Below are 23348 nucleotides of genomic sequence, written 5' to 3'. Positions count from 1 at the left end.
TCCCGGTCAGACCGTGGGTGGAGGGGGTCAGGACTTGAAGAGGAAGGCGAAGACCAGGCCCAGGATGGCCAGCGCCTCGGTGAGGGCGAAGCCGGTGAAGGCGATGGTCTGAAGAACGCTGCGGGACTCCGGCTGGCGGGCCACACCGTTGATGTACGCGGCGAAGATAAGGCCGATACCGATACCCGGACCGATAGCAGCGATGCCGTAGCCAAGGAAGGCGATGTTGCCGGTCATTGCAGTTTCCTGCCTTTCGGTTGATGCCTGAGGGGCTCAGGCAATTGTCAGTGCGCGTCGACGACGAACACCGGCGGAAGATCAGTGCTCGTCGGCGACGGCACCGGCGATGTACACACAGGTCAGGAGCACGAAGACGTACGCCTGGAGGAACTGGACAACAACCTCGAAGCCGTACATGACGAGGGTGAAGAGGTAGGCCAGGGCACCCGTGACAGGCAGGAAGCCCGAGGCTTGGAAGAGCAGGTACTCGCCGCCGAAGGTGAAGATCAGCAGCATGAAGTGACCGGCGAACATGTTGCCGAAGAGTCGCAGCGCGAGCGTCAGCGGGCGGGTGATCACGTAGGTCATGAACTCCAGGACCCACATGAACGGAACGATCCAGCCCGGAAGGCCCGGCGGCACAAAGCTCTTCAGCCAGCCGATGACACCTAGCCGCGCGATCCACACACCGTGGTAGGTGAAGTAGACGATCGCGGTCAGCACGATGGCGTAGCCGATGCGGCTGAACGTCGGGAAGGTGATGAACGGCGTGACGCCCATCAGGTTGTTCACCAGGATGACGGTGAACAACGCGAAGAGCAGCGGCAGGAACGGCTTGAACTTCTCCGCGCCGATGATGTCGCGCGCCAGGCTGTTACGGACCATCCCGTAGGTGCCTTCGACCAGGAACTGTGCCTTACCCGGCACCACCCGGAGCTTCGACGTGATGCTCAGCAGCACGACCGAGATGACAATGGCGACGACAGCGAAGACGACCATTGAGCGGGTGAGGGCGAATGCGCCATCACCGACCAGTGGCTGCCAGAACTCGGCGATGGTCGGAGCCTCGTAGCTCTCGCCGCCGCCGGCGGCCAGATGAATCACGGTCGCTCCTCCAAGACTCAGGTGCTTCATTGCGGGGTTGCAGCCAACCGCTCGCTTGCAGGCGCTGGCAGCAGGGTCACGGGTGTAACAGGTTCAGGGGGAGGACGGGCTCGGGCGTTACAGCTCGTAGCCGGCGGGTTCCTTCAGCAGGCACACCGCAGTTATGGCGGGTGCCCTCAGCAGGGTCGACTCGTCATCCATCTGGATTGACACTATCAGTCATGTAGGGCGGTTCTGTCGGCACCCCCTCACAAGGGGCCAGCAGCACATCCCTAAGGGTCTCTGGTCACACACCCGATCGGGTTAATCGCGTGCCTCTTTCTCGTCGTACACCGGCTCGCGAAGCTTGAGCGCTCCGCGCATCAGACCTCCGGCCCAGCCCAGGACACCGGCCAGGAGACCGAACGCCGTACTGGGGCCATTGACCCAGTCCACGTCGTCGAGCGAGAGGTAGACAGCCCACATCAGGCCCATGACCAGGCCATACGTGGTCAGGGCGAAGATCATCCCGAAGGTCGGGTCGGTCATCCGGATCTGCCAGTGCAACATCGACGTGAGAGTCAGTGCTACCAGTGCGAGACCGAGCCCCAGGAGGGCCGAAAGCCCCTCGTCGTGGCCCACCAGCCAGGCCACCCCGGCGGTCAGGCCGCCCAGCGCAAGGGAGGGCAGAAGTGCTGCAAGCCACAGCGCGGACACCGGTTCGGGCTGGCGGGAGACCTTGATCAGGTTGGTCTTCGGGTCGGACATGTTCACGATCCGTTCATTGCAGAGTTCACGGCGGCACCGTCACGGTGGGTGTCCGAACGGTCGTCCCCGGTGGAGTCCTGGGTCGCTCCGGGTGAACGAACCTGGCGTGCGCTCGGTTTCGTCGCTCCCCCGGGCTCGGTGGTGAGATCCGGGTCGTCCGCCGCCCGCGGCAGGCCCGGCTCGGCCGGGATCACCACGGTTGCGGTGCGTGGCCCGGCCCCCGGGACGGCGGTGGCCGCCATCCGGCGCCAGCGGCGCGGGCCGACCGTGAGGAAGAGGGCGAAGACCACGGCCGTGCCCCCGATCAGGATGGCCTTGCGCGGGCTCACCAGCGCGAACAGGGCCACTCCGAAACCGACGGTGGCCGTCCAGAAGTAGAGGATGAGCACGGCGCCGGCGTGGCTGTGGCCGAGGCTCAGCATGCGGTGGTGCAGGTGCAATTTGTCCGGCTGCCAAGGCATCTTGCCCGCCCGGGTGCGTCGGATGATCGCCAGCATCAGATCGATGAGTGGTAGCGCGAGCACGGCGAGCGGCAGCAGCAACGGCAGGAAGGCCGGCATGATCCGGGCCTCTTCCAGTGTCGAGGGCTCGACCGTGCCGGTGATCGCCACCGTGGAGGTCGCCATCAGCAGGCCCAGCAGCATGGAGCCGCTGTCGCCCATGAAGATCCGGGCCGGGTTGAAGTTGTGCGGCAGGAAGCCCAGGCACGCGCCGACCAGGGCGGCGGTGAGCACGGACGCCAGCGAGGCGTAGTCGTTGGGCGAGGAGTCACGGGCGAGCAGGTACGAGTAGACGAAGAACGCCGACCCGGCGATCGCCACCATCCCGGCCGCGAGCCCGTCCAGCCCGTCGACGAAGTTGACCGCGTTGATCGTCACCATGATCGCCACCACGGTGACGAAGATCAGGAGCATCCGGCTCGGGATGAAGGTGCCGAAGATCGGCAGGGAGACCAGCTGGATGCCCTGCCAGGCCATGATCCCGGCGGCGAGCATCTGCCCGGCCGCCTTGGTCACGGCGTCCAGCTCCCAGAGGTCGTCGAAGACGCCCAGCAGGCAGACCGCGCCGGCCGACAGCAGGGCCACGTAGGCCGTACGGCCGTCGAAGACCCCCTCGAAGAACTTCACCTGCGACGCGGTGAGCATCGCGATGGCGATGCCCGCATAGATGGCGGCGCCGCCCAGGCGCGGGATCGGCACGGTGTGCACGTCGCGCTCACGCGGGGCGGTGACCGCGCCCATCCGGCGGGACAGGCGCCGGACCGCCGGGGTGGTCAGGTAGGTGACCGTCGCGGCGATCAGGAGGACGAAGAGGTAACCCCTCACTGCGTCTGTTCCACCTCTTCGTCGGGGGTCTCGCCGAGACCGAGCGTGGAGGGCACGACCGAGCGCAGGTCTTCCAACGCCACCGCGCCCTGCCGGACCACCCGGGGGGTGCCCGAGGTGCAGTCGACGATGGTCGAGGCGACACCGAGCTCGGCCTCGCCCCCGTCGAGATAGACCGCCACCGAGTCACCGAGCATCTCCTGCGCCTGCTGCGCGGTCAGTGCGGCGTCGTGACCGGTGAGGTTGGCACTGGACACCGCCATCGGCCCGGTGCGCTCGAGCAGTTCCAGCGCCACCGGGTGCAGCGGCATGCGCAGCGCCACGGTGCCGTTGGTCTCGCCCAGGTCCCAGCGCAGCGTGGGCTGCGCGCGGGTGATGATCGTCAGGGCGCCGGGCCAGAACGCCTCGGCCAGCGCCCGGATGTCGGGGGTGATGCCCGCGGCGATGCCGTCCAGCGTGCGCACGTGCGGCACGAGCACGGGCGGGGGCATGGCCCGCCCCCGCCCCTTGGCGGCGAGCAGGGCTGACACCGCCTCGGCGTCGAAGGCGTCGCAGCCGATGCCGTACACGGTGTCGGTCGGCAGGACGACGAGATCACCTTCCGCGACGACGTCGGCGGCTTTGGCGATCCCGCGCGAACGCTGAACTTCCAGGGCGCAGTCGTAACGCACACTCACCCCCCGAGTGTGGCACTACCGGGGCCCGGGGCGCGCATTTCGGCGGTGCTGCCCCTGCCCCCGGAACCTGACGCACCGGATTCACGACGCAGAGAGCCCACCCCGTCGCGCTCCGCCACGGCCGTGCGGAGCGCCGGACCACGCCGACGAATCGGCTCAACCGCTCCGGCGTGCCACCAGCGCCCGGTCGCGCCCGGTCAGGTCACGCTGGGTGCTCACGTCCACCCAGTCCGGGGCCTTGGTCAGGGCCCGGCCCCCCGGGCCCTGGACGTCGGCGTGCTCCATCACCAGGAGTCCACCGGGACGCAGCAGGCGGGCGGCGGTCGCGACCACCCCGCGCGGGACGGCGAGGCCGTCGTCCCCTCCCCCGTACAGCGCCAGTACCGGGTCGTGGTCACGGACCTCCGGCTCGGTGGGCTCGGCGTCCGGCGGGATGTACGGCGGGTTGGCGACCACCACGTCCACCAGGCCCACCAGATCGGCGAGCAGGTGCTCGTCGGCGCGCACCGCGTCCCCTGCTCGCAGGTCCACCCGGGAACCCAGCGCCGCGATGTTGCGGCGGGCCCACTCCACGGCGGGCGGGTCCAGCTCGACGGCGACCACCCGGGCCGCGGGCACCTCGTCGGCGACCGCCAGGGCGATCGCGCCGGAGCCGGTGCACAGGTCGACGACGAGCGGGTCTTCCAGGGCGGAGGCGGCGTCGACGGCCAGGCCGGCCACCCATTCGGTCTCCACCCGCGGGATGAAAACGCCCGGCCCGACCAGGAGTTCAAGTCGGCGGAAACCGGTCGAACCGATCAGGTGCTGCAGCGGAACACGTTGTGAGCGCCGGTCGAGAAGCTCGGCCACCTGGGTGGTTTCGTCGGGCTTGAGCTCGTAGCCGAGGATCACCCGGCGGGCCAGGTCGCGGCGCTCGACCCCGAGGGCGTGGGCCACCAGGATGTTCGCGTCGGCCGAGGGCGAGGGTACCCCGGCCTCGGACAACAGGGTGGTGGCCGAGGCCAGAACGTGCTTCAGCTCGGGCATTTCAGCCGCCGAAGGTCTGGAGGGCGGCCAGCTGGGCACTTTCGTCGGCATCCAGGCACGACTGGATCACCGGACCCAGGTCGCCGTCGAGCACCTGGTCGAGATTGTAGGCCTTGTAACCGGTTCGGTGGTCGGCGATCCGGTTCTCCGGGTAGTTGTAGGTGCGGATCCGCTCGGAACGGTCCACGGTGCGCACCTGCGAGCGCCGGGCCTGGGACGCCTCGGCCTGGGCGGCCTCGGCCTGGAGGGCGTGCAGCCGGGCCCGCAGGATGCGCAGGGCCTGTTCCTTGTTCTGCAGCTGCGACTTCTCGTTCTGGCAGGAGACCACGACGCCGGTGGGCAGGTGGGTGATGCGCACGGCGGAGTCGGTGGTGTTGACGCTCTGGCCACCGGGGCCGGAGGAGCGGAACACGTCGATCCGCAGGTCGTTGTGGTCGATCTCGATCTCGACGGTCTCGTCCGGCTCGGGCAGGGCGAGCACGCCGGCGGCCGAGGTGTGGATGCGCCCCTGTGACTCGGTCACGGGCACCCGCTGCACACGGTGCACGCCACCCTCGTACTTCAGTTTCGAGAACACGCCCTCGCCGGGGGCGGGGTTGCCGCGGGTCTTCACCGCGACCGAGATGTCCTTGTAGCCGCCCAGGTCGCTCTCGGTGGAGTCGAGAACCTCGGTGCGCCAGCCGTTGCGCTCGGCGAACCGCAGGTACATGCGCAGCAGGTCACCGGCGAACAGGGCCGACTCCTCGCCGCCCTCCCCCGCCTTGATCTCCAGGATCACGTCGCGCGAGTCGTCCGGGTCGCGCGGGATCAGCAGCCGGTGCAGCCGCTCGCGGGCCTCGACCAGCGTGGCGTCCAGGGCGGGCAGCTCCTCGGCGAACGAGGAGTCTTCGGCGGCCAGCTCACGGGCGGCCTCCAGGTCATCGAGTGCACTGCGCCAGACCACGTACCCGGCGTGCACAGCCCCCAGCTCCGCGTAACGGCGCCCGAGCTTGCGGGCGGCGCCGGCATCGGCGTGGATCGACGGGTCGGCGAGCTGACGCTCCAGCTCCTCGTACTCGTCGAGCAGCGGCCCGACCGCAGCCTGGGCGGACTCGTCGGGGGTGAGCTGGGTCATCTCTGCCTTCTTCTACGTCATCAAGAGAAATTGCTGCCGTGCAGGCACTCGGGTGGTGACAAACGACGACGCCGGTCGTCGCCCTCGATGAGGGCTACGACCGGCGTCGGCTCGGCTACTTCTCGGCGTCGGCGGTCTTCTCCGCGTCGGCCGTCTTCTTGCCGTAACGCGCCTGGAAGCGGGCGACCCGGCCACCGGTGTCCAGGATGCGCTGCTTGCCCGTGTAGAACGGGTGGCAGGCGCTGCAGGTCTCGGTGGAGATCGTGCCGCTGGTCGCGGTGCTACGGGTCTCGAAAGTCTCGCCGCAGGCGCACTTGACCGTGGTGGTCACGTACTGCGGGTGAATGTCGGCCTTCATGATTCTCCTCGTTTGTCGCCGCCGGGTCGTGCGGCGCGGGCGCGTCGCTCGTGAACCGGAGCCTGAGTCAGTCTGCCAGATGTGCAGACGGGAGCCATAACCGCGTTCACCCCGGGAGCATTCCCGGGGTGAACGCGGTGATGACTATTCGCCGGAGGGCGAGGTCTTCTGCACCTGCATGAGGAACTCGGCGTTGCTCGAGCTCTTCTTGGTGCGGTCGAGCAGCAGCTCGATGGCCTGCTGGGCCTCGAGGGCGCCCATGACCCGGCGCAGCCGGTAGATGACGCCCAGCTCTTCCTTGCCCATCAGGATTTCTTCCCGGCGGGTGCTGGAGGCGTTGACGTCGACGGCCGGGAAGATGCGCTTGTCGGCCAGCTGGCGCGACAGGCGGACCTCCATGTTGCCGGTGCCCTTGAACTCCTCGAAGATCACCTCGTCCATCTTCGAGCCGGTCTCGACCAGGGCGGTGGCGAGGATGGTCAGCGAGCCACCGTGCTCGATGTTCCGGGCGGCACCGAAGAACCGCTTCGGCGGGTACAGCGCGCTGGAGTCGACACCACCGGAGAGGATGCGCCCGCTGGCCGGGGCGGCCAGGTTGTAGGCGCGGCCCAGACGGGTGATCGAGTCGAGCAGCACGACCACGTCGTGGCCCAGCTCGACCAGGCGCTTGGCCCGCTCGATGGACAGCTCGGCGACGGCCGTGTGGTCGTCGGCCGGACGGTCGAAGGTGGAGGCGATGACCTCACCCTTCACCGTGCGCTGCATGTCGGTGACCTCTTCGGGCCGCTCGTCCACGAGCACGACCATCAGGTGGCACTCGGGGTTGTTCTGCGTGATCGCGTTGGCGATCGCCTGCAGGATGAGCGTCTTACCGGCCTTCGGCGGGGAGACGATCAGGCCACGCTGGCCCTTACCGATCGGCGCCACCAGGTCGATGATCCGGGTGGAGATGATGTTCGGCTCGGTCTCCAGCCGCAGGCGCTCCTGCGGGTAGAGCGGCGTGAGCTTGTTGAACTCCGGCCGGTTGCGCGCCTCTTCGGGTGCACTGCCGTTGATCGTGTCGAGCCGGACCAGCGCGTTGAACTTCTGGCGCTGGTTGGCCTGCTCACCCTCGCGCGGCTGGCGCACGGCGCCGGTGACGGCGTCACCCTTGCGCAGGTTGTACTTCTTCACCTGGCCGAGCGAGACGTAGACGTCGTTCGGGCCCGGCAGGTAGCCGGAAGTGCGCAGGAACGCGTACGAGTCGAGCACGTCGAGGATGCCCGCGACCGGAACGACCACGTCGTCGTCGCTGACCTCGACGTCGTCGACCTGACCGGGCTCGCCCTCGCGACCGCGGCCACGCTTGCGGTCACGGAACCGGCGACCCCGGCGACGACCGCGGCCGTCCTCGTCATCGTCGTCGTCGTTGCTGACATTGCTGACGTTGACCGGGACCGGGTTGCGCCGGGCCTGGGAGTTGTTGCGGCTCTGACTGTCCCGGCTGCCACCGTCACGACTGTCGGTGCGGCTGCTGCCGTCCCGGTTGCTGTCGCGGGTGTTCTCCCGGCTGCCGTCACGGCCGTCCGGACGAGACTCCGACCGGTCGCCCCCGGACCGGTCGGACCGGTCGGAACGCTCGGCGCGGTCGGGACGTTCGGCCCGCTCGGCGCGGTCAGGACGGTCGGCGCGGTCAGGACGGTCGGCCCGGTTGTTCCGGCCCCGGCCACGGGTGGGACGCTCGACCGGCTCGGCCTCGGCGACGGGCTGCTCGGCGGGGGCCTCGACGGCCTTGGCCGGCTCGGCCTCGACCGGAGCGGCGACCGCGGCGGCCCGGCTGCGACGGCCGTTGGTACCGGTCGTCGTGGTGCTCTTCGGGGCCGGCGCCTCGATCAGTGCTTCCTGCGCGGGGGCAGCGGCTTCGGCCACGGGCTCAGCGGCGGCAGCAGCCGCGGCAGAGGTGCGGCGCGTGCGGGCCGGGGCCCCGGCGGGCGCGGTGGCGGCCCTGCGGGAGCGGGTTGCTGGTGGGGCAGCTGCGGCGCCACCACTCTGGTGGCTCCGGATCGCCTCGAGGAGCTCGGCCTTGCGCATGCGCGCCGTGCCGTTGATGTTCAGTTGCGAGGCGACCGCCTGGAGCTGCGGCAGGCGAAGCGTCGAGAGGTCGACGGCGGCCGACATCTCGGTGGTATCTGTCACGAAAGGTCTTCCCCCTCCTCGGCCGCGACATGGTCACGGCCAGCGGGTTTTCACACCCGGAGAGTCCGGGTGGTGGTACGCCGCGACGACCACGCGCATGCGCGGAAACCTGGAATGAGCGGCGGAGTGCAGCACGTGTGCCTGGTACTACGGCATCCAGCGGCTGCATACGTACTGTAACACCGGTGCGGCCCAGAACGAAGAACCCGAATCCGGCCAAGCGACAGATCTCACGGTAAAACGATGTTCGATCCGTCACTCGGCGCTCGGACATTCTTACACCGTGCCGCCCCGCAGACTACTCGGACGGATCATTCACCTTCTGTAGCGAGAATCGATCCCACCGTATCGATTCCCGGTCGCAGCACGGTCCAGCGGTGTGCGGTCGGGCCGCCGAGGGCAGAATTCACAGCGTCGATCGCCTCGCCCCGGACCCCCAGGACGAGCACGGACGGGCCGGCCCCCGAGACGACGGCGGCCGCACCGAGCTCACGCACCCGGTGGACGAGCTCGGCGGTCTCCGGCATGGCGGGCGCCCGCTGCGCCTGGTGCAGACGATCTTCGGTGGCCTCGAGCAGAAGATCGGGGCGCCGGGTCAGGGCGTGCACCAGCAGTGCGGCCCGCCCGGCGTTGAACGACGCGTCCGGGTGCGGGACGAGCGCAGGCAGCATCGCCCGCGCGGTGTTGGTGGACAGCTCGCCGGACGGCACGCAAACCACCGGGTCGAGATCGGCCCGGACCTCGACCCGTTCGGCGCGCGGGACGCCGCTCGGCGACAGCCAGGAGATCGTGCAGCCGCCCAGCAGCGCGGCCGCGGCGTTGTCCGGGTGCCCCTCGAGCGACGTGGCCAGGGCGAGCACCGTGGCGTCGTCCAGGGCCTCCGGCTCGGCCAGACAGCCACGGGCGGCGACCAGACCGGCCACCACCGCGGCGGCGGACGAGCCCAGGCCCCGGCCGTGCGGGATCGAGTTGGCGCAGTGAAGGCGAATACCCGGCTGCGGTACCCCGGCGTGGTCGAAACCGGCGCGGACGGCCCGGACGACCAGGTGGTCCTCCGTCAGGGGCACGCCGCCGGCCCCCTCCCCCTCGACCGTCACCTCCAGCCCGGACGCGGCCGGGCTGAGGGTGACGACGTCGTGGAGCGCCAGCGCCAGGCCCATGCTGTCGAAGCCGGGGCCGAGATTGGCGCTGGTGGCGGGCACGCGCACGGTGGCGCGGCGGTGGGCCAGCAGCCCCCGGCCGGCCACCGGGGCGGAATCGAGCGACATCAGCCGAGCCCGAGCGCCGAGGCGATGCTGACCACGTCGACCTGGATCCGGGTCGGCTGCACGTCGTCGCCGTCGGCGTTCTTCAGGGCCCACTGCGGGTCTTTCAGCCCGTGCCCGGTGACCGCGCAGACCACCCGCTGACCCGGCTCGAGCTCACCGGCGGCGTGCACCTGCAGCAGACCGGCGACCGAGGCAGCCGACCCGGGCTCGACGAAGACGCCCTCCTTCGAGGACAGCCAGCGGTGCGCGGCCAGGATGGCCGGGTCGTCGACCGCGTCGATCCGCCCGCCCGAGTCGTCGCGGGCCTGGACGGCCTGCTGCCAGGACGCGGGGTTGCCGATCCGGATCGCGGTCGCCACGGTCTCCGGGTGGTCGACCGGGTGACCGAGCACGATCGGCGCGGCCCCGGCGGCCTGGAAACCCCACATCTTCGGGGTCTTCGAAGCCGGGCCGTCGGCCTCGTACTCCGTGTAGCCACGCCAGTAGGCGGTGATGTTGCCGGCGTTGCCGACGGGCAGGCAGTGGATGTCCGGGGCGTCGCCGAGCACGTCGACGATCTCGAACGCGGCGGTCTTCTGCCCCTCGATACGGGCCGGGTTCACCGAATTCACCAGTTCGACCGGGTACGCGTCGGCCAGCTTGCGGGCCACCGTCAGGCAGTCGTCGAAGTTGCCGTCGACCTGCAGCAGCTCGGCGCCGTGGGCGATCGCCTGGGCCAGCTTGCCCATCGCGATCTTGCCGTCCGGCACCAGCACGGCGCACTTCATCCCGGCCGCGGTGGCGTAGGCGGCGGCACTCGCCGAGGTGTTGCCCGTGGAGGCGCACACGACGACCTTGGCTCCGGCCGCGGCTGCCGCCGTCATCGCGGCCGTCATCCCGCGGTCCTTGAACGAGCCGGTGGGGTTGACGCCCTCGCACTTCAGCCAGACCTCGCACCCGGTGTGCTCGGAGAGCTTGTGGGCCCGCACCAGCGGCGTGCCCCCCTCGCCCAGGGTCACCGCCGGGGCGTCACCCAGAATCGGGAGCCGGTCCCGGTACTCATCGACGACGCCGCGCCACAGATGTGCCATCAGTCCTCACCCTCGACCCGCATGACGCCGACCACGGCTGTCACGATGTCCAGCCCGGCCAGCGCCGAGACCGTTGCTTCCAGTGCCGCGTCGGTCGCGGAGTGGGTGACCACCACCAGCGACGCCCGGTCCGGCTTCTCCTCCCCGGCGCCCTCCGGCTCCGGGAACTGCTGCTGCCGCACGGTCTCGATCGAGACCCCGTGATCGGCAATAACTTTCGCGACATGCGCGAGAACACCGGGACGGTCGGCCACGTCCAGACTGATGTGGTAGCGGGTCACCACCTCGCCCATCGGGCGCAACGGCAGCTGGGCGTAGGTCGACTCCCCCGGACCCCGGCTGCCCCCCACCCGGTTACGGGCGGCGGAGACCAGGTCGCCGAGCACGGCGCTCGCGGTGGGCAGACCACCGGCGCCCCGGCCGTAGAACATCAGCTCGCCCGCGGCCTCGGCCTCGACGAACACGGCGTTGAACGCCTCCCGCACACTGGCCAGCGGGTGCGAGGCCGGGACCATCGCCGGATGCACGCGCACCGACACACCCTCGCTGCCGTCGGCGGCGACCACGCGCTCGCAAATGGCCAGCAGCTTGACCACGGCCCCGATGGCCTTGGCCGAGGCGACGTCGGCGGCGGTGACACCGGAGATGCCCTCGCGGTGCACGTCGTCGGCCGAGACCCGGGTGTGGAACGCCAGCGAGGCGAGGATCGCGGCCTTGGCGGCGGCGTCGTACCCCTCGACGTCGGCGGTCGGGTCGGCCTCGGCGTAACCCAGCGCCTGGGCCTGGGCCACCGCGTCGGCGAAGTCCAGACCGGCGGTGTCCATCTTGTCGAGCACGTAGTTCGTGGTGCCGTTGACGATGCCGAGCACACGCTGCACCCGGTCACCGGCCAGCGACTCCCGGATCGGGCGCAGCAACGGGATCGCCCCGGCCACCGCGGCCTCGTAGTACAGCTCCACACCACCGGCGTCGGCGGCCTCGTACAGCTCCGGGCCGTGCTCGGCCAGCAGCGACTTGTTGCCCGTGACCACGGACGCGCCGGAGGCCAGGGCGTCGAGGATCAGCGTGCGGGCGGGCTCGATGCCGCCGATCAGCTCGATCACCAGATCGGCGCGCTTGACCAGCTCGGGCGCGTCGGTCGTGAACAGGCCCGGGTCGATACCCGCCCCCCGGTCCACCCCCAGCCGGCGCACGGCGATCCCGATCAGTTCGAGAGGCGCACCGACCCGCAGGGCCAGCTCCTGCGCATGCGCCGTCAGGAGGCGGGCAACCTGCGTGCCCACCGACCCGCTACCCAGCAGCGCAACCTTCAGCGGCTCCACCGTGACTCCCTGACTCGTGTTTTGTCTCGACATGTGAGAATGACGGCCCATCTGCGACCTGAGAACCTGCTGAGTTCACCCGCTCGGCCATCGTCCTGGCAAGTATCTTTGCAGGTCTGACTAAGGAGAACCGTGCGGGTACTGATCGTCGATGACGAACGTCCACTGGCTGAGACGATCCGGCGTGGGCTCACTGATGAGGGTTTCGTGGTCGAGATGGCCCACAACGGGCAGGACGCTCTCTGGGCTGCGACCGAAAAGCGTTTTGACGCCATCGTTCTGGACATCATGCTGCCGCGGGGCAACGGTTATCAGGTGCTCACCGAGCTGCGGCGCCGCGAGATCTGGACGCCGGTGCTGATGCTCACCGCGAAAGACGGCGATTACGACCAGACCGACGCATTCGACCTCGGGGCCGACGACTACCTGACCAAACCCTTCAGTTTCATCGTGCTCGTGGCCCGTTTGCGCGCGCTGATCCGGCGCGGCGCCCCGGAACGCCCGGTGGTGCTGGCCTGTGGCGACCTGACGCTCGACCCGGTCCGACGGCGTGTCGAGCGGGCGGGCCAGGAGATCAGCCTGACGCCGCGCGAGTACGGCCTGCTCGAGTTCCTGATGCGGCACAAGGGCGACGTCGTCACGAAGAGCGAGATCCTGGAGGGAGTCTGGGACCCGGCCTTCGAGGGTGACCCGAACGTGGTCGAGGTCTACGTGCGGTATCTGCGCCGGAAGATCGACGCCCCGTTCGAGCGCCGCGCCATCGAGACGGTCCGCGGCATGGGCTATCGCCTTTCGACCACCGGTGGCTGATCAGGAGCCCAGTACGGGGATCTCGCCGGTCTCACCGGGCAGCAGCCCGGCGGCCTGGTCGATCGTGATCGGCAGCTGCACCTGGAACCGGGCGCCGCCGTAGGGCGAGACGCCGACCGCGATGTCACCGTGATGGCCGCGCACCACCTCGCGCACGATCGGCAGTCCCAGACCCGCTCCCCCACTGGCCCGGTCGCGGCTCTCGTCCAGCCGCACGAAACGCTCGAACACCCGGTCCCGGTCGCCCGGAGCGATCCCCGGGCCGTCGTCGTCCACCATGATCAGCGCCGTCGTCCCGGCCGTCGTGACGGTCAGCGCGACCGTGGACTGCGCGTACCGGGTGGCGTTGTCGACGAGGTTCCGCAGCACCTGGCCGAGCTTGTACGGGTCGCCGAGGATGCGCACCGGCACCACCGAGAGCGGCACCTCCAACGAGGACGAGGACCGCAGACGCCGGGCCTCCTCCATCACCAGGTCGTCCAGGTCCACCTCGACCGACACGATCTTCAGGCCCTGGTCGTCGGCCCGGGCCAGCAGTAGCAGGTTCTGCACCAGCACGCCCATCCGCTCGGTCTCGTTCTGCAGCACCGGCCGCAGTTCGGCCCAGGCCCGGCCACTGACGTCGGAATCGACCACCTCGAGCGTGGCCGAGAGGGTGGCCAGAGGGCTGCGCAGCTCGTGACTGGCGTCGGAGACGAACTGCCGCTGGGCCTTCTGCGCCGCCTGGAGACGGTCGAGCATCTCGTTCATCGTGACCGCCAGCCGGGCGATCTCGTCGCGCGTCGGCGGCACGGGCACCCGGTCGTCCAGGTCCCGCTCGTCGACCCGCGCCACCCGCGCGCGGATCTCCTCCACCGGCCGCAGCGCCCGCCCGAGCATCACCCAGACCAGCGCCCCGAGAGCGGCCAGCAGCAACGGGAACGAGACCCCGAGGACCAGCAGCATCTTGAGCACGGTGTCGCGCTGACCGGAGTAGAACGTGGCCACGATGATCGTGTCGGTGTTGCCGTCGTAGTCCACCCCGCGCGTGACCACGAGGAACGGCCGGGTGGTGTCGAGAATCTTGAGCAGCCCGGCCTCCTCCCGGATCGTCTGCCCGACCTGCGGCCGCAGACCGGTGATCGGCCCCTGGTCGGAGTCCCAGGTGGAGGCCGACACCACCGCATCCCCCCGGAGCACCTGTACCCACTGGCCGTCGCGCTGGTTCTGCTCCTTCTTCAGCTGGGTGTCCAGGTCTCCCTCGCCGATCAGCTCCAGCTGCCCGGCGACCTCGCTGACCCGCGCGTCCGCCGCCCGGTTCAGCCCGCCGATCAGACTGCGCTGCAGCACGTAGAAGATCAGCCCACCCGCCAGCGTCAGGCCCAGCCCGACCACCAGCACGGCCGAGACCGTGGACCGGGCCCGGACCGAGGGCAGGAGCCGGTGCGGGGCCGCCGCGGCGTCGAACCGCCAGCCGTGCTCGGTGCTCATACCCGCATTCTCACAGGTACTGGCTGTGACGAAGGTGAGAGAACGGTTGTGGGAAAGCTGACCCGAAAGACCCGGGCTCAGCCTCGTCCTCAATTCTGGCTCTTGAGAGCCCGCAGGATCTGCTCGGCAGCGGCCGAGGGGGTGAGCTCACCGGCCAGCACCTGCCCCTCGACGACGGGGGTGAGCTCGCGCACGGCGGGCGACTCGCGCAACTGGTCGATCAGGGTGTCGCGCACCATCGACCAGGTCCAGCCGATGAGCTGCTGCCGACGCCGGGCCTGCAGCTCCTCGCCCAGCTCCGACCGGTGTTTGAGCACCTGGGCCCACACCTCGTCCAGCCCGGTGCCCTCCTGGGCCGAGCAAGTGAGAACCGGGGTCTCGTCGCCGGTTCCGAGAAGATGCAGCGCCCCGCTGAGTTCCCGGGCGGCCCGCCACGCCTCGGCCTGGTGCGGACCGTCGGCCTTGTTCACCGCGATCACGTCGGCCAGCTCGAGCACGCCCTTCTTGATGCCCTGCAACTGATCCCCGGAACGGGCCAGGGTGAGCAGCAGGAACGTGTCGACCATCTGGGCCACGGTGGTCTCGGACTGCCCCACGCCGACCGTCTCGACGATGATCACGTCGTACCCGGCCGCCTCCAGCACGACCATCGCCTCACGGGTCGACCGGGCCACCCCACCCAGGGTGCCCGCGCTCGGCGAGGGACGCACGAAAGCCTTCGGATCGGTTGCCAGCCGGGGCATCCGGGTCTTGTCACCGAGGATGCTGCCACCGTGACGCGACGACGACGGATCGACCGCGAGCACCGCGACCGCGTGCCCGGCATCGAGGAGCCGGCCTCCGAGAGCATCGATCAACGTCGACTTACCCGCCCCCGGCACCCCCGTGACGCCCACCCGGATGGTGGGAGGTGCGTCCTGTGCCAGCAACGACAGGAGGTGCTGGGCCAGACGCCGGTGGTCGGGCCGGGTGGACTCGACCAGGGTGATCGCGCGGGCGATCCAGGCCCGCGACCCGGCGCGGACGTGCCGCGCCGCCTCCTCCGGATCGAAAGGTGGCCTCATCCCAGCTCGAAGGCCACTTCGTCACGGAAGCACCAGAGCCAGTCCTCACCGGGCTCGGCGGACTGCACGATCGGGTGCTCGGTGGAGTGGAAGTGCGCGGTCGCGTGCTTCGAGGGTGAGGAGTCACAGCAACCCATGTGGCCGCACTCGCGGCACAGGCGCAGGTGGACCCAGGTGCCGCCGGACTTCAGGCAGTCCTCACAGCCGGCGGCACTGGGGGTGACGTCGTGGATCGTGTCGAGATGAGTGCATACGTCAGCCATGCCGAGCACTTTAGTTCTCGGCCAGGGTCGTGAGCAGGTCGAGGGCCGCGTCGGCGATCACGGTGCCCGGCCCGAAAATGGCCGTGGCGCCGTCGGCGTACAGCCGGTCGTAGTCGCCCGGCGGGATCACCCCGCCGCAGACGATGAGGATGTCGGCCCGGCCCATCGCCTCCAGCTGCTCGCGCAACGCCGGCACCAGAGTCAGATGTCCCGCCGCCAGCGAGGAGACGCCGACGATGTGCACGTCGGCCTCAACAGCCTGGCGCGCCACTTCTTCCGGGGTCTGGAACAGCGGGCCGACATCCACGTCGAAGCCCAGGTCGGCGAACGCCGAAGCAATCACCTTCTGGCCCCGGTCATGGCCGTCCTGACCCATTTTCGCCACCAGGATCCGGGGGCGACGGCCTTCGGCCAGCTCGAACTGCGCGGTCGCCGCGCGCACCGCGTCCACGTTGCCGGCCCCGGCCGCCTCGTCCCGGTACACCCCCGAGATCGTACGGATCTGGCCGGTGTGGCGCCCGTAGACCTTCTCCAGCGCGTCGGAGATCTCACCGACCGTGGCCTTCGCCCGGGCCGCCTGGATGGCCAGGTCGAGAAGATTGCTTGTGGACGTTTGCGAGGCCGCGTTCGTGAGGGCGTCCAGAGCCGCCGTGGTCACCCCGGAATCGCGCTCCTCCCGCAGCCGGCGCAGCTTCTCGAACTGTTCGGCCCGCACCTGGGCGTTGTCCACCGCCCGCACGTCGATCGGCTCGTCGGCCGCCGGCCGGAAGGTGTTCACCCCGATCACCGGCTGACGCCCGGAGTCGATGCGGGCCTGGGTACGGGCCGCGGCCTCCTCGATCCGCAGCTTCGGGATGCCCTCGTCGATCGCCCGGGCCATCCCCCCGGCCTTCTCGACCTCCTCGATGTGCTGCCAGGCCTGGCGGGCCAGGTCGTAGGTGAGCTTCTCGACGTAGGCGCTGCCGCCCCAGGGGTCGGCCACCCGCGTGGTGCCCGACTCCTGCTGCAACAGCAGCTGGGTGTTGCGGGCGATCCGGGCGGAGAACTCGGTGGGCAGCGCCAGCGCCTCGTCCAGCGCGTTGGTGTGCAGCGACTGGGTGTGCCCCTGGGTGGCCGCCATCGCCTCGATGCACGTACGGACGACGTTGTTGTACACGTCCTGGGCGGTCAGCGACCAGCCACTGGTCTGGGAATGGGTGCGCAGGCTCAGCGACTTGGCGCTCTGGGGGTTGAACTGCCTTACGAGCCGCGCCCAGAGCAACCGGGCTGCCCTGAGTTTGGCCACCTCCATGAAGAAGTTCATGCCGATGGCCCAGAAGAACGACAGCCGGGGCGCGAACGCATCGATGTCCAGGCCCGCCGCGGTGCCCGCCCGCAGGTACTCCACCCCGTCGGCCAGCGTGTAGGCCAGCTCCAGATCGGCCGTCGCCCCGGCCTCCTGGATGTGATAGCCGGAGATCGAGATGGAGTTGAACTTGGGCATGTTCGCCGAGGTGTAGCTGAAGATGTCGCTGATGATCTGCATCGACGGGGCCGGCGGGTAGATGTAGGTGTTGCGCACCATGAACTCTTTGAGGATGTCGTTCTGGATGGTGCCGGTCAGTTGCGCCGGGGCCACGCCCTGTTCCTGCGCCGCCACCACGTAGAGCGCCAGCACCGGCAGTACCGCGCCGTTCATCGTCATCGACACGCTCATCTTGTCCAGCGGAATGCCGTCGAACAGCTGGCGCATGTCCAGGATCGAATCGATCGCCACCCCGGCCATCCCGACATCCCCCAGCACCCGCGGGTTGTCGGAGTCGTAGCCGCGGTGGGTGGGCAGGTCGAAGGCCACGCTCAGGCCCTTCTGGCCCGCCGCGAGATTGCGCCGGTAGAACGCGTTCGACTCGGACGCGGTGGAGAATCCGGCATACTGCCGCACCGTCCACGGCTGCGTCACGTACATCGCCGGGTACGGCCCTCGAAGGTAGGGCGCGATCCCGGGGTAGGTGCTCAGGAAGTCAAGGTTTTTCAGATCTTCCTGCGTGTAGAAGTTCTTCACGTCGATGCCCTCGGGGGTCCGCCAGAGCGGTCCGCCGGGTTCGTGAGGGCCGTCCGGTCGCGGTTCTCCCAGGGGGACGTCCGCGAAATGGGGGACGATCATGTCGGCTCAGCTCCCGATCCCGATGCGCCGGTGCACGTCGCGCAGCACGGCCAGGGCATCCACCCCGGCGAACACGTACGCGTCGGCACCCACGTGGTCCGCCGGTTTCCCGGCGAGCAGGACGTATTGCGCCCCGGCTTCTTTCAGTTCCTTCACGACTCTTTCGGCGTGCTCGGCGTAGAACTTGTCACTGGAGGCCAGGCAGGCGACGGTGGCACCGCTCTCCCGAAAACCCTGGGCTCCCTCCCCCGTAGGAGTCTGGAGGCCACCGGCCTGGAAGAGGTTGGCGGCGAAGGAGGCCCGGGCGGTGTGCACGGCCACCGGGCCGATGGTGGCGATGAAGACCTTGGCGTCGCCCGCCGCGTCGCGCAGCGCCTCGTACTCCTGCGCGTAGCGGTGTACGGGCAGCCCACCGCCGGGCCTCTTCGGCAAGGGTTTACGGACGACCTCGGGCTCGCCGAGGTGGGGGAACTCGCTCACCCCGGTCAGCGGGTCTTTCCGCAGGGCCAGGTTCTGCGCCCGCCGCTGCCAGACCTCGCCGATCTCCGCCGCGAACCGGCCCTTCCCGAGCGCTGCGAGCATCCCGCCCTCCCGTTCCAGGGCCGTGAACTCGTCCCACGCCGACTGCGCCAGCTCGGCGGTGAGCTGCTCGACGTACCAGGAGCCCCCGGCCGGGTCGGTGACCCGGGCCAGGTGCGACTCCATGACCAGCAGCGAGGAGGTGTTGCGGGCGATGCGCCGGGAGAACGCGTCGGGCAGACCGATCGCGGCGTCGAACGGCTGCACGGTCACCGCTCCGGCCCCGCCGACCCCGGCGCCGAACGCGGCCAGGGTGGTGCGCAGCAGGTTCACCCAGGGGTCGCGGCGGGTCATCATGGCCGACGAGGTGACGGCGTGCTGACGTTGGCCGGTTGCTTCCACGGCTCCGCAGACCTCGGCAACGCGTGACCAGAGTCGGCGTGCAGCGCGAAGTTTGGCGATCACCAGGAACTGGTCGGCGTTCGCCGCGTAGCGGAACTCGAGCTGGTCGAAGGCCTGCGCGAGATCCAGCCCGGCATCGGTCAGGGCCCGCAGGTAGGCCACCCCGGTGGCCAGGGAGGCGCCCAGTTCCTGGGCGTCGCTCGCCCCCGCGTCGTGATAGACCGTGGCGTCCACCGTGGCGACCGGCACCGGTGAGCGCCGGGCCAGAGCGGCGAGTTCGGCCAGATCGGGCTCGTAGGAGTTCCCGAGCCGCGCCCGCAGGCCGATCGGGTCGGCACCGAGATTTCCGCCGGCCGGCTGGACGTCTCCGAGAAGCGCCAGGAACTCGTCCGCAGCCTCAAGCGTGCCGGTACCCGCGTCGAGCACCACCGGTGCCAGGTCGAGCAGGACCCCGTCGAGCACCTGCTTCAGACTGCCCGGCGGCATTCCGGCCAGCCAGAGCGAGGTGACGCCGTTCTCCAGATCGGCCATCACCGCCTCGTGGGTGACCGCCGGGTCGGGGTCGAGGTGAAGTTGGCGCACGTCCCAGCCGTCCGCCGGGGAGATCCGGGTGCCCCGGGTGAAGGGCGCGCGGCCCGGCACCCCGACCACGTCGTCACCGATCGCGTCGTCCTGCGTGTAGAGGGGGCGCACCCCGATGCCGTCATAGGTGAAGCTGGTGAGCAGACGTTCTGCCTCGGCCGGGTCTTGATCGGGCGTCATCCGGCCGGCCTTGACCAGGGCCGAGGCCACCAGCTTCAGCCAGGCGGCGCGCTCGGCCGGATCGAACAGCGCGGCGAGCGACAGATCGTCCATGGGCCTCAGCTTAGGAAGGCCGGGCCCTCAAGCACAGGGCCCGAACTTGAACTACGCCACAGAAATAGGGGCTGACAACCCCGCCCACCAGGCTTTTTGCCGCAACGTGGCGAAACGTCAGGCTTTAGGGGGCACCTTAGGGGCCGGAGGATTCCGGGACGTCACCGGAGTGCTGCGCGCCAGAACGTTGCGCGGTGTGAGAGCTGTGGCCAGCACCTCCCCGACCCCGAGCGCCGCCGCCACGCGCATCACGTGTTCCAGCGGTGCCCCCTGACCCCCCTCGAGGCGGGTGATCGTCGCGATCCCGACCCCCGAACGCTGCGACAACTCCTCGACCGTCAGCCGCCGGATCCGCCGCCACGTGGCCAGGTCGGTACCCAGCCTGCGCATCGCCCGGGGTACCCCGGCGGGGGTTCGGCTCATCGACTCAGTATCGGGGCAAAAGGAAGACGGCACCGAGCTCGATGCATGCTCGGCGCCGTCCCCTTACTGACCACTACTGACCACTACGCACCAACTGTCAGCCGACGTCCAGGGCGAGCAGGTCGTCTTCAGTTTCCCGGCGCACGATGACACGGGCCTTGCCGTCACGCACGGCGATCACCGGCGGGCGGGGGACGTGGTTGTACTGGCTGGCCATGCTGCGGCAGTAGGCGCCGGTGGCCGGGACGGCGAGCAGGTCGCCGGGGGCGACATCGCCGGGCAGGAACTCGTCGCGCACCACGATGTCGCCGCTCTCGCAGTGCTTGCCCACCACGCGGCAGAGCGCAGCCGTGGCGTCGGACGTGCGGGAGGCCAGGGTGCACGAGTAGTCGGCGTCGTAGAGCGCGGTGCGGATGTTGTCGCTCATGCCGCCGTCCACCGACACGTAGCGGCGCACACCGCCGTGATCGATCGTGACGTCTTTCAGCGTGCCGACCCGGTAGAGCGTGAACGTGCTGGGACCGGCGATCGCCCGGCCCGGCTCGATCGAGACCCGCGGCACCGCGATGCCCAGGCCCCGGCACTCGCGGATGACGAGCTCGGCGAGCTGGTCGGCCAGGGCCTTGGGCTCGAGCGGGTCGTGCTGGCTGGTGTAGGCGATGCCGAAGCCACCGCCCAGGTCGATCTCGGGCAGCACCACGCCGTGGTCTTTCTCCACCGAGGCGTGCAGGCCGAGCAGGCGGCGCGCGGCTACCTCGAAGCCCTGCGTGTCGAAGATCTGCGACCCGATGTGGCTGTGCAGGCCGAGCAGGCGCAGCGACGGGGTGTTCAGGACCTTCGCGATCGCCTCGGCCGCGACACCACCCGCGAGGGAGAGACCGAACTTCTGGTCTTCGTGCGCGGTCGAGACGTATTCGTGGGTGTGGGCCTCGACGCCGACCGTGACCCGTACGAAGACCGGCTGCACCACGCCGTGCCGGGCCGCGGCCTCGGCGACGCGGTCGATCTCGATCATCGAGTCGATGACGATGCGGCCGACGCCGGCCGCGACCGCCCGGTCGATCTCACTCTCGAGTTTGTTGTTGCCGTGCAGGGCGATCCGCTCGCCCGGCACACCGGCCCGGAGCGCGACGGCAAGTTCACCGCCGGAGCAGGTGTCAAGGAAGAGGCCGTCTTCCGCGATCCAGCGGGCGACCGCCGTGCAGAGGAATGCCTTGCCCGCGTAGTAGACGTCCGCACCGCCGACCCCGGCGAAGGCCGAGGCGAAAGCATCACGGAAACCCGTTGCGCGAGCGCGGAAGTCGACCTCGTCGAGCACGAAGGCCGGCGTTCCGAACTCGGCCGCCAGATCGGCGACGCTCACACCGCCGATCTTCAGCGCGCCGTCGTCCGCCCGGTGGACGGTCTGGGACCACAGCCCCTCCTGCAGGTCGTTGACGTCGTCCGGCGGCCTCAGCCAGGCCGGAACCGTCGCCACGCCGCCGTACCCAGGGCTGTGCAGCTCGCCCGCCTCATGCGCACCCATGATGCTTCCGCTCTTCCTCACGTCTGATGGTTCACATTCGCTCGGGCGCGCTCACGCCCAGCAGGTTCAGACCGTTGGCCAGCACCTGCTTGCTGGCCTCGGCCAGCCAGAGCCGGGTGCGGTGCACGTCTTCCACCGGGTCGTCGCCACGCGGCGTGACCCGGCATTCGTCGTACCACTTGTGGAACGCGCCGGCCACGACCTCGAGATGCCGCGCCACCCGGTGCGGTTCACGCAATTCGGCCGACTGCGCCACGATCGCCGGGAACTGGGCGAGCGCGGCGATCAGGGCGTTCTCGGTGGCGTGGTCGAGCAGCGACGGCTCGAACACCGAGCGGTCCACGCCGTGCTCCCGGGCCTGGTTGGCCAGCGAGCAGAGCCGGGCGTGGGCGTACTGCACGTAGAAGACCGGGTTGTCGTTCGTCTTCTTCTGCAGGACCTCACCGTCGAGCGTGAGCGGGGAGTCGGCCGGGTAACGAGCCAGGCTGTAGCGCACGGCGTCGGCGCCCAGCCAGTCGACCAGGTCTTTCAGCTCGATGATGTTGCCGGCCCGCTTGCTCAGCCGGGCGCCGCCCACACTGACCAGCTGACCGATCAGCACCTCGAGCGAGGTCTCCGGGTCGTCGCCGGCACAGGCCGCGATCGCCTTGAGCCGCTGCACATAGCCGTGGTGGTCGGCACCGAGCATGTAGATCTTCTTCGGGAAACCCCGGTCACGCACCGACAGCCAGTAGGCGGCGTCGGCCGCGAAATAGGTCTTCTCACCGTCGGCCTTGATCAGTACCCGGTCTTTGTCGTCGCCGAAGTCGGTGGTGCGCAGCCAGACGGCGCCGTCACGGTCGTCGACGTGGCCCTGCTCGCGCAGCCGCGCGACGGCCTGCTCGACGGCACCGGACTCGTGCAGCGTGCGCTCGGAGAACCAGACGTCGAACTCGACACCGAAATCACTCAGCGTCTGCCGGTTCTCGGCCAGCTGAATGGCATAGCCGACCTCCCGCGCGACGATCAGGGCCTCGGCCTCGGGCAGGTCGTCGACATCGGGACGCTGCTCGCGCACCTTGGCGGCGAGCTCGGCGACGTACTCACCGTGGTAGCCGCCCTCGGGGATGTCGGTGCCCCGCAGCCGGGCCAGGATCGAGCCGCCGAAACGGTCCATCTGGGCGCCGGCGTCGTTCACGTAGTACTCGCGGGTGACCTGGGCGCCGCTGGCCGTGAGGACGCGGGCCAGGGCGTCACCGAGGGCCGCCCACCGGGTGTGGCCGATGTGTAGCGGGCCGGTGGGATTGGCCGAGACGAACTCCAGGTTCAGCACGGTGCCGGCGAGCTGCTGGTTCTGCCCGTAGGCGGTGCCGGTGCTGACGATGGTGCGCACCAGCTCGGCCGCCGAGGCGGTGTCGACCACGATGTTGAGGAAGCCCGGCCCGGCGATGTCGACGCTCTTCACGCCCGGCAGGTCGACCAGACGGGCCGACAGCAGCTCGGCGACCGCCCGCGGCGGCTTGCCGGCCGGCTTGGCGAGCTGCAGGGCGATGTTGGTGGACCAGTCGCCGTGCTCGCGCTGCCTCGGTCGCTCCACGCGGATCTCGTCGGGGACGCTGACGGTCAGTTCACCGGCAGCGACGGCGGCCTCCAGGCACGCCCGGATCGCGGAGGACAGTTCGTCGGGAGTCACGCGGTCAAGGGTATCC

The 23348-nt window shown here is 69.8% G+C and carries 21 protein-coding genes; 1 reads left to right on the top strand and 20 read right to left on the bottom strand.

From position 1 onward, the window contains the following. Window positions 1–27: 27 nt before the first annotated feature. The 12 genes from atpE to QSK05_RS06685 all read right to left on the bottom strand — a co-directional run bounded on the left by atpE (window position 28) and on the right by QSK05_RS06685 (window position 12219). Complete coding sequence (gene atpE, locus QSK05_RS06740; RefSeq protein WP_214158441.1) at window positions 28–237, bottom strand: ATP synthase F0 subunit C; 210 nt, start codon at window positions 235–237, stop codon at window positions 28–30. A gap of 81 nt (window positions 238–318) precedes the next feature. Continuing rightward, complete coding sequence (gene atpB / locus QSK05_RS06735) at window positions 319–1104, bottom strand: F0F1 ATP synthase subunit A (protein ID WP_285594981.1); 786 nt, start codon at window positions 1102–1104, stop codon at window positions 319–321. Window positions 1105–1407: 303 nt separating this feature from the next. Continuing rightward, a complete protein-coding gene (locus QSK05_RS06730) occupies window positions 1408–1851 on the bottom strand; it encodes a hypothetical protein (protein WP_285594980.1) in 444 nt (147 codons plus the stop codon). A 2-nt stretch (window positions 1852–1853) separates the two neighbouring features. After that, window positions 1854–3176, bottom strand: a complete 1323-nt coding sequence (locus QSK05_RS06725; protein WP_285594978.1) for a glycosyltransferase family 4 protein — start codon at window positions 3174–3176, stop codon at window positions 1854–1856. Beyond that, the gene (locus QSK05_RS06720; RefSeq protein WP_285594976.1) at window positions 3173–3853 is read right to left on the bottom strand and encodes an L-threonylcarbamoyladenylate synthase; all 681 of its coding nucleotides are present in this window, start codon (window positions 3851–3853) and stop codon (window positions 3173–3175) included. The genes QSK05_RS06725 and QSK05_RS06720 overlap by 4 nt, the downstream gene beginning before the upstream one ends. A gap of 156 nt (window positions 3854–4009) precedes the next feature. Continuing rightward, window positions 4010–4879 carry a peptide chain release factor N(5)-glutamine methyltransferase gene (gene prmC, locus QSK05_RS06715; RefSeq protein WP_285594974.1) on the bottom strand — a complete coding sequence of 290 codons (870 nt, stop codon included), beginning with the start codon at window positions 4877–4879 and terminating at the stop codon, window positions 4010–4012. Between the two features lies 1 nt (window position 4880). After that, window positions 4881–5993 (bottom strand): peptide chain release factor 1, encoded by a 1113-nt coding sequence (gene prfA, locus QSK05_RS06710; RefSeq protein ID WP_285594972.1) that lies wholly within the window; start codon window positions 5991–5993, stop codon window positions 4881–4883. A gap of 115 nt (window positions 5994–6108) precedes the next feature. Continuing rightward, window positions 6109–6351: a 50S ribosomal protein L31 gene (gene rpmE / locus QSK05_RS06705; RefSeq protein WP_285594970.1), complete on the bottom strand. Its 243-nt coding sequence runs from the start codon at window positions 6349–6351 to the stop codon at window positions 6109–6111. Window positions 6352–6495: 144 nt separating this feature from the next. After that, a complete protein-coding gene (rho, locus tag QSK05_RS06700; protein ID WP_352300324.1) occupies window positions 6496–8508 on the bottom strand; it encodes a transcription termination factor Rho in 2013 nt (670 codons plus the stop codon). A 329-nt stretch (window positions 8509–8837) separates the two neighbouring features. After that, entirely contained in the window at window positions 8838–9794 is a 957-nt protein-coding gene (thrB, locus tag QSK05_RS06695; RefSeq protein WP_285594963.1) for a homoserine kinase, read from the bottom strand. Further along, window positions 9794–10864, bottom strand: a complete 1071-nt coding sequence (thrC, locus tag QSK05_RS06690) for a threonine synthase (RefSeq protein ID WP_285594961.1) — start codon at window positions 10862–10864, stop codon at window positions 9794–9796. Before thrC ends, thrB begins: the two co-directional genes overlap by 1 nt. Next, on the bottom strand, window positions 10864–12219 hold the full coding sequence (locus QSK05_RS06685; protein ID WP_352300122.1) for a homoserine dehydrogenase: 1356 nt from the start codon (window positions 12217–12219) through the stop codon (window positions 10864–10866). The genes thrC and QSK05_RS06685 overlap by 1 nt, the downstream gene beginning before the upstream one ends. Before the next feature lie 99 nt (window positions 12220–12318). Between QSK05_RS06685 and QSK05_RS06680 the strand changes: the two genes are divergently transcribed. Beyond that, window positions 12319–12996 carry a response regulator transcription factor gene (locus tag QSK05_RS06680; protein WP_285594957.1) on the top strand — a complete coding sequence of 226 codons (678 nt, stop codon included), beginning with the start codon at window positions 12319–12321 and terminating at the stop codon, window positions 12994–12996. On the opposite strand, the gene QSK05_RS06675 is transcribed toward QSK05_RS06680, so the two are convergent. From QSK05_RS06675 to argS, 8 genes are all read right to left on the bottom strand, one after another. After that, window positions 12997–14466: a sensor histidine kinase gene (locus QSK05_RS06675; protein ID WP_285594953.1), complete on the bottom strand. Its 1470-nt coding sequence runs from the start codon at window positions 14464–14466 to the stop codon at window positions 12997–12999. It lies immediately after the preceding gene. An 89-nt stretch (window positions 14467–14555) separates the two neighbouring features. Further along, entirely contained in the window at window positions 14556–15530 is a 975-nt protein-coding gene (gene meaB, locus QSK05_RS06670; protein ID WP_285594952.1) for a methylmalonyl Co-A mutase-associated GTPase MeaB, read from the bottom strand. After that, window positions 15527–15793, bottom strand: coding sequence for a UBP-type zinc finger domain-containing protein (locus tag QSK05_RS06665; protein ID WP_285594950.1), 267 nt, complete (start codon window positions 15791–15793; stop codon window positions 15527–15529). The genes meaB and QSK05_RS06665 overlap by 4 nt, the downstream gene beginning before the upstream one ends. Before the next feature lie 10 nt (window positions 15794–15803). Further along, window positions 15804–17936: a methylmalonyl-CoA mutase gene (gene scpA, locus QSK05_RS06660; RefSeq protein ID WP_285594948.1), complete on the bottom strand. Its 2133-nt coding sequence runs from the start codon at window positions 17934–17936 to the stop codon at window positions 15804–15806. Window positions 17937–17942: 6 nt separating this feature from the next. Further along, window positions 17943–19712 carry a methylmalonyl-CoA mutase subunit beta gene (locus tag QSK05_RS06655; protein WP_285594946.1) on the bottom strand — a complete coding sequence of 590 codons (1770 nt, stop codon included), beginning with the start codon at window positions 19710–19712 and terminating at the stop codon, window positions 17943–17945. Window positions 19713–19829: 117 nt separating this feature from the next. Continuing rightward, window positions 19830–20135 carry a helix-turn-helix domain-containing protein gene (locus QSK05_RS06650; RefSeq protein WP_285594944.1) on the bottom strand — a complete coding sequence of 102 codons (306 nt, stop codon included), beginning with the start codon at window positions 20133–20135 and terminating at the stop codon, window positions 19830–19832. A 97-nt stretch (window positions 20136–20232) separates the two neighbouring features. Beyond that, entirely contained in the window at window positions 20233–21660 is a 1428-nt protein-coding gene (lysA, locus tag QSK05_RS06645; protein ID WP_285594943.1) for a diaminopimelate decarboxylase, read from the bottom strand. A 31-nt stretch (window positions 21661–21691) separates the two neighbouring features. Next, entirely contained in the window at window positions 21692–23332 is a 1641-nt protein-coding gene (gene argS / locus QSK05_RS06640; RefSeq protein WP_285594942.1) for an arginine--tRNA ligase, read from the bottom strand. Window positions 23333–23348 lie beyond the last annotated feature (16 nt).

Source organism: Kineosporia sp. NBRC 101731 (assembly GCF_030269305.1).
Classification (GTDB): domain Bacteria; phylum Actinomycetota; class Actinomycetes; order Actinomycetales; family Kineosporiaceae; genus Kineosporia.
This window is presented reverse-complemented; position numbering and strand designations above follow the sequence as displayed.

What these genes read in the sequence shown, in the direction of transcription:
- atpE (WP_214158441.1), bottom strand. Translation starts at nt 237, where the DNA reads ATGACCGGCAACATCGCCTTCCTTGGCTACGGCATCGCTGCTATCGGT.
- QSK05_RS06730 (WP_285594980.1), bottom strand. Translation starts at nt 1,851, where the DNA reads ATGTCCGACCCGAAGACCAACCTGATCAAGGTCTCCCGCCAGCCCGAA.
- prmC (WP_285594974.1), bottom strand. Translation starts at nt 4,879, where the DNA reads ATGCCCGAGCTGAAGCACGTTCTGGCCTCGGCCACCACCCTGTTGTCC.
- prfA (WP_285594972.1), bottom strand. Translation starts at nt 5,993, where the DNA reads ATGACCCAGCTCACCCCCGACGAGTCCGCCCAGGCTGCGGTCGGGCCG.
- rpmE (WP_285594970.1), bottom strand. Translation starts at nt 6,351, where the DNA reads ATGAAGGCCGACATTCACCCGCAGTACGTGACCACCACGGTCAAGTGC.
- rho (WP_352300324.1), bottom strand. Translation starts at nt 8,508, where the DNA reads ATGTCGGCCGCCGTCGACCTCTCGACGCTTCGCCTGCCGCAGCTCCAG.
- thrB (WP_285594963.1), bottom strand. Translation starts at nt 9,794, where the DNA reads ATGTCGCTCGATTCCGCCCCGGTGGCCGGCCGGGGGCTGCTGGCCCAC.
- thrC (WP_285594961.1), bottom strand. Translation starts at nt 10,864, where the DNA reads ATGGCACATCTGTGGCGCGGCGTCGTCGATGAGTACCGGGACCGGCTC.
- QSK05_RS06685 (WP_352300122.1), bottom strand. Translation starts at nt 12,219, where the DNA reads ATGTCGAGACAAAACACGAGTCAGGGAGTCACGGTGGAGCCGCTGAAG.
- QSK05_RS06675 (WP_285594953.1), bottom strand. Translation starts at nt 14,466, where the DNA reads ATGAGCACCGAGCACGGCTGGCGGTTCGACGCCGCGGCGGCCCCGCAC.
- meaB (WP_285594952.1), bottom strand. Translation starts at nt 15,530, where the DNA reads ATGAGGCCACCTTTCGATCCGGAGGAGGCGGCGCGGCACGTCCGCGCC.
- QSK05_RS06665 (WP_285594950.1), bottom strand. Translation starts at nt 15,793, where the DNA reads ATGGCTGACGTATGCACTCATCTCGACACGATCCACGACGTCACCCCC.
- scpA (WP_285594948.1), bottom strand. Translation starts at nt 17,936, where the DNA reads ATGATCGTCCCCCATTTCGCGGACGTCCCCCTGGGAGAACCGCGACCG.
- QSK05_RS06655 (WP_285594946.1), bottom strand. Translation starts at nt 19,712, where the DNA reads ATGGACGATCTGTCGCTCGCCGCGCTGTTCGATCCGGCCGAGCGCGCC.
- QSK05_RS06650 (WP_285594944.1), bottom strand. Translation starts at nt 20,135, where the DNA reads ATGAGCCGAACCCCCGCCGGGGTACCCCGGGCGATGCGCAGGCTGGGT.
- lysA (WP_285594943.1), bottom strand. Translation starts at nt 21,660, where the DNA reads ATGGGTGCGCATGAGGCGGGCGAGCTGCACAGCCCTGGGTACGGCGGC.